This is a genomic window from Pseudarthrobacter sp. MDT1-56 (assembly GCF_059383555.1).
The window spans coordinates 1-5718 of sequence record NZ_JBWZCK010000028.1; the positions used below are offsets into that span (position 1 = coordinate 1).

Here is a 5718-nt window from a genome sequence, read left to right on the forward strand (position 1 = left end):
GACGAGATTCACGGCATCGGCCTTGAACTCATCGGAATAACTGGGACGGGAAGACATGGGCACAATCCTTTCAAACTGTGTCTCACATCAGTAGTACACCTCACAGATGATGACTGTGAGCATGGGTCCTGTTGGGGGTCTTTCGGATCCGGCACCGACGGCGGAAGGTCCGGGTGGGCGGGGGATGATCCAGATGGGCCGGCGCAGCGGGCTCAGCTACGCCAGGATCGGTGCGGCGATCGGCCGGGACAGGTCTGTGGTCTGGCGGGAGGTCAAGCGCAACGCCGGCGCGGACGGGGTGTATTACGCCTCGGTCGCGCACACGAAGGCGCATCAGGCCAGGCGCCGGCCCAAACCGTTGAAGCTCGTCGAGGACGAGGCGCTCTGTCGGCTGATCGGAGTATGGATGGATGATGGGTGGAGCCCGAAACTGATCTCGGCGATGTTGGCCTTCTACTTCGCCGACGACCAGACTATGCAGGTGAGCCACGAAACGATCTACCAGGCGTTATACGTTCAATCCCGCGGAAGTCTGCAGGCGGACCTGGCGGAGAAGCTCAGCCTGAAGCGCAAGCAACGCGTTCCCCACTCCGCGGACCGGCATTTGAACAGCCCCTACAAGGAGGCGTTCAAGATCAGTGAGCGCCCGGCCGAGGTCCAGGACCGGGCCGTCCCCGGACATTGGGAGGGTGACCTCATCATCGGTTCCGACGGGACCTCGATCGGCACCCTGGTGGAACGCTCGACCCGTTTCACGATCCTCCTCCACCTCCCCGGGGACCACACCGCGGACACTGTCGCTGCCGCGATGATCCGGGAGATGGGCCAGCTCCCGGATCAACTGCGACGGTCCATCACCTGGGACCGCGGCACGGAACTCGCCGAGTACGCACGGATCCAGACCGCGCTCGACACCACGCTCTACTTCTGCGACCCGCACTCGCCCTGGCAGCGCGGGTCCAACGAGAACACCAACCGGCTCCTGAGCTTCTGGTTCGAAAAAGGCTCCGACCTCTCCGTCCACACCCCGGAGGACCTCCGCAAGATCGCCGCGAAACTCAACCGCCGGCCCCGGCCCACCCTTAACCTAGCGACCCCGGCCAACCGGCTGAACCAGCTGCTGCAAACGGCGGCTTAAACCCCGGCGTTGCCCCGACTAGTTGACTTTGCCCCGCTTACATCATGGCTTGCTGATTATTCTTTTGATCGACCGAGGGTTGCGGCCGGTCCGGATTTTCCGCCCTGGTAGTTGTTCATGCAGGAATGCGGGGGGAACGGCATGACCTGGCAACCGATCCGGAGCAGATCATAAGCTCGCTGAGCCTGGCCGCGTGGGAGCCGGGGTCGGCCTCGAGGGCGAGTTGCAGGAATTGGTGGGCGGCCAGCGAACAGGTTTTGGGTCCGCTGACGGTGACCTCGGCGAACCTAAGCCTATTCGGATCCTTCCGGACTCGGCCCTTCGGCTTCCCCGAGTCGCTGTGGATCCCGGCCACCCGCTCATCGCACCTGTCCTGCAGGAGCTTTAGGGCGTTCAGCTATTTGCGACCAGTGGGAAGGGATAACTGGCGTGCGAGGTAGAGTGCGGTCCCGGCAGCCGCCTACTCGCCCGTACGCGGGTTCGTCCGTACCGTAGGGGTGGGTGTGGCTGGGGCCACATGGGGTACGCCCTCTCCCGTTGGCGGGCCGGCCGGGGCAAGGCGCTGCCTATCGGATTTGATGACGTCGCGCTGGGTTTCCGCCGGGCGTGCAGAGGGGTAACTATGACCGGAGCGTTCGAGCTTTTTCACGACGGGAACCTGTCTCTCGGGTTTAGATCGGAGGCTCCCGATGGGACGGTTGGGGTCGTATCCGGCCCGTTCCCGGACAAGGTGTCGGCCGTCGAGGGTATCCGTGTCCTCCGTGAGTGTGCCGGAATGGGTTTGATCACCGATCTTTGCCCCATGCCGGGGTATTCCCGCGAAGGACTGGTGCGAACGGTATGAGTACTTTTGACAGCATGTTCACGTACTCAAGCGCGCTGGAGGCCAGGAATTGCACCGCGGGGGCGTTTCTCATCGATGCCGGGACCGGGGCGGTGGTGTGGTCCGATGTGCTCTACCGGATCCACGGATACCAGCGCGGAGAGGTCGTGCCGACCGTCGAGCTTGTCCTGGCGCACAAGCACAAGGGCGACAGGGCAAAAATACGGGAATTGCACACCGACCTGGCTGAGGTCGGGGGATACTTCGCCAGCTACCACCGCCTGATTGACTCCCACCGGCGCGAACACAGGGTACTGACTACAGGGGAGGCCGTCCTCGACGCGACGGGCAGGCTCTTCTCCATCACGGGAATCATGGTCGACTTAACCTCAACCGTCCGCGCCGAAACTGAACGGGCCACCAGGGATGCCGTCGCCGGAGCCGTCCGCGCCCACCCCGTCATCGAAAGAGCTCTGGGCATTCTTATGGGACGGCTCAGCATCGGTGCCGATGCAGCTTTCGCTCTGCTCTGTGTCCTCAGCAACCACACCAACAAAAAACTGGCCGCCATCGCTTCCCAGCTTGACGGCCTCGCCGAAGACCCCCGCAACGCGGCCGCACTAACTGCCTTCATCCATGACCTTCAACGTCGCACAGCTCACGCCACTGCGGTACGCCGACGCACGCCCAGTGAGGGTTTGGCTTAGGTAAGGGAACCGCCGTCTAGTGGTTAGTGCAGAAGGCTTGCTCTTCTCCTCAGGATTAGCTCGTCGATATTTGATCAGGGCGTGAAGGCGCGCGGCCCTGGGGCCACTCGCAAAATAGGGGCCCTTTCACTCGCTTCGACGCTGAGAGTGTCAGTTCCACTCTTCCAGGTAGGCGTGCCTTGGCTGAAGGTCTGTTCGATGGGCCGCTTCAGGAATTCCATCACCCACAGTTGCTGACCGCCGACATCGTCAATTAACCTCATCGCGCCGGTTGCACTGTTCCTGACATTATGCGTCGTACCGGTCATTGTCGCTGGCCCGCTCATGGGTCCGCATCGGGTTATCACGGTCAGCTGAAGTTACATAAGCCGCCTGTCCTCAGCGGATATTTCCATCTGGAATCCGCACCGACACCGAAGAACCCGGGTCCGGGAAGAGCACTCAGGAGCTCCGTGGGCCCGGCTTGAGCGGAAACCGGCCACTGCACGCCCCGAAGCTCGGGGTCCGCGGGTGACATGGGCTCCTGGCAGTGAACGTACGCGGCGCCCCGGTGCACGGCGTCCCCGTTGAGCTCCGGGAAGGCCGCGGTAGTCGGCAGGACACATGAACCACGGCACTTCGTACAGGTGATGGCGGCGGCCAGTGTCTGCTGCTGCTCATTCAGGGTGGTGGCGGAGTCAACGAGGAGGTGCTGGTCCGTATCGACTGTCGGACACCAGAGACGCCGGCCGCGGGGCTTGTGGAAATCCCGCGGCGCGTACGTGGGGGAGGTCGTCGACATCCGGATCAAACCGGGCCCGCGTAGCTGGCCAGCATTTACTCCGCTGCGGCCGGGCCCTTCATGCGGAGGTTGGTGCGCTGGGGATGGATCCGCTTGATCTTCATGGCGGCCTGTGTGACTTCGGCAGCGCCGAAGGTCCGAACTCACAGAGTTCCTGAGTTACAGACTGACGGAGTTATGAGCGTGCGCCTGACAGTTGTTTGCCGGTGGTTTACATGAGACCGCAACCCCTCGATCAGCCGTTGCACCTGCTCCGGCCGCTCTATGTTGGCGAAGTGGCCGCAGCAGGGCATCGTCACCAACTGGACGTGCGGAACAACGTCCGCCAACCGGACGAGGTCAGATGGGGGAGTGAAGACATCGGTGTCCCCGCGGGTCGCCAGGACCGGGCAGCGGATGGCGCGCCATTGCCCAAAATCGTAGTCCGCTGCGGCCTGGGTAGCCGCGAAGAAGCTAGCTCGGCGTGCGTCAGTGCTGAGCCCACGGATAACCCACGCAGGAACCGCCGCGGGATATGCGAAGAAGGGGGACATCAGGTGTCTCATTACAGGTGTTGCACCGATGGCGCGCACTATTGCCGGGCCCGCCGGGCCGAGGGCTGCCAGGGAGCGCATAAGCAGTAACATGCCGACAAATGCCGGGGATCTGGACAAGCTGCGCAGTGGCCTTCGGGCAGCCTCGGCTACGCCGAAGGTGGCTGGCGAAATGGTAGCTACACTGGCGGTCCGCTCCGGCCAGGCCGAGGCAATATGCAATGCCAGGAACCCGCCCATTGAGTGGCCCATGAGGTTCCATCGCCCGTAGCCGAGCGAGTTCAGTACGTCGGTGACAGCGCGGGCCATCGCTTCGATGCTGAAATGTTCAAGCCGGACACCTTTTGTGGATTCGCCCCAGCCCGGGAGATCAATCAGCACCCGGTCATTGGCCTGAGCACCGAAAAGCAGCGGGAGGAATGTGGTCCAGGATCCTGCGGCGCCGTGAAGGTAGACATCCGGTGTGCACGATGAGGGAAGCAGGCCCTCGTCGCGCTCTTGGATACGGACCGTGCAGGGGCCCAAATCTGTTTGCAGAATGTGCAGCCGCAACGCCGCCGCTCCAGTGGTGGCGGTTCCCTGCTGAACGCTCATGGTCACCTTCTGTTCTTGGTTTCGGAAAGGATTCGGAGCCGTGGGGGCCGCGGGCAGCGTGAATCGTCGGTTCGGGAAGCGACCGCGTATGGATTGCAGACCAGGACCTGACGGGCGGCCGAACTCCTCACATCCGCGAGTGCCGGTCATTGGGTCAACAGGCGTGGGGGAGTGTCATGGTCCGTCCGCGTGGGAAATGCCCCTACCTGACGTCAATTGACTGGGGGCATTTGCGACAGGTTGGAGTTGGATGTGCCATTTCCTGACACCGTGCCGCTGTGGGGCTAGGGGTCAGCCTGACACTCGCTGCGGGATGGCTCTCGGCTTGGTATCCCGACCACTTCAGCTGCGGTCTTGATGGTGTTTGGAATTGAAATAGTGTTGAGGTCAAAGGCTGGCGTTGGATTTGGGGGAGACGACAGCATTAACCACGAACGAAGGACCCCCTGTTGGCCCGTAAAATCCATGTTCAGCTGATCGATGATCTCTCTGGCGAAGATGCCCAGGAAACCGTTAGCTTCTCCTTTGAGGGCGGCGACTATGAAATCGACCTCTCAGCAGACAATGCCGCTGATCTGCGCAAAACGCTGAAAAGGTATGCCGCCAAGGGCCGGCGTTTGCGTGGGTCGTCCGGTCCCACGGCTGGCCGTGCCGTGTCGATGAGTCGTGAAGAGACCCAGCAGATCCGCAGCTGGGCGACGGAGAACGAGTACAACCCCAGCCCCCGAGGACGTATCAGGCAGGCCATTAGGCAGGCATACGCCGCTGCGCAGGAATAGCCAGAGGTCAGGGTCGCACTTCCATCGTGGACCGCCTTTTTTGAATGCGCCTCCATTCGGCATAGGAGGAGAGCCTCCGCGCGAGTCCAGGACTCAAACGCGGAGGCCCCCCACAGGCGGCGCGGAAAGTAGACGTTGACGGCCGGGTTATGAAAAGTGGCACCGTCGGCGAACGCTTGATCGTAGTGATTCAAAGCGCCCTCGACGAGTTGCGCTGGCTTTTGTTTGTTGTGGTTGTGTAACGGGTTGGTGTCGGTTGGGGGGTGACCCATCCGGGGTGGGGGGTGTTCCCGAAGTACTCCTGACAGACCAAGCCGGACCCGCTGGAAGACGTGTCAGGCCGTGTTTCACGGCCGCGGGAAC

At 62.5% G+C, this 5718-nt stretch carries 4 protein-coding genes; 3 read left to right on the forward strand and 1 reads right to left on the reverse strand.

Going from position 1 to position 5718, the window contains the following annotated elements:
* Window positions 1-193: 193 nt before the first annotated feature.
* Together AC50YC_RS19650 and AC50YC_RS19655 are read left to right on the forward strand one after the other, a co-directional pair.
* Window positions 194-1138: an IS30 family transposase gene (locus AC50YC_RS19650; RefSeq protein ID WP_494954954.1), complete on the forward strand. Its 945-nt coding sequence runs from the start codon at window positions 194-196 to the stop codon at window positions 1136-1138.
* A gap of 858 nt (window positions 1139-1996) precedes the next feature.
* Window positions 1997-2668, forward strand: a complete 672-nt coding sequence (locus AC50YC_RS19655) for a PAS and ANTAR domain-containing protein (RefSeq protein ID WP_494954955.1) — start codon at window positions 1997-1999, stop codon at window positions 2666-2668.
* A 924-nt stretch (window positions 2669-3592) separates the two neighbouring features.
* On the opposite strand, the gene AC50YC_RS19660 is transcribed toward AC50YC_RS19655, so the two are convergent.
* Window positions 3593-4576: an alpha/beta fold hydrolase gene (locus tag AC50YC_RS19660; RefSeq protein ID WP_494954956.1), complete on the reverse strand. Its 984-nt coding sequence runs from the start codon at window positions 4574-4576 to the stop codon at window positions 3593-3595.
* Window positions 4577-5025: 449 nt separating this feature from the next.
* Between AC50YC_RS19660 and AC50YC_RS19665 the strand changes: the two genes are divergently transcribed.
* Window positions 5026-5355: a histone-like nucleoid-structuring protein Lsr2 gene (locus tag AC50YC_RS19665; protein ID WP_494954957.1), complete on the forward strand. Its 330-nt coding sequence runs from the start codon at window positions 5026-5028 to the stop codon at window positions 5353-5355.
* The last annotated feature ends 363 nt before the right edge of the window (window positions 5356-5718 follow it).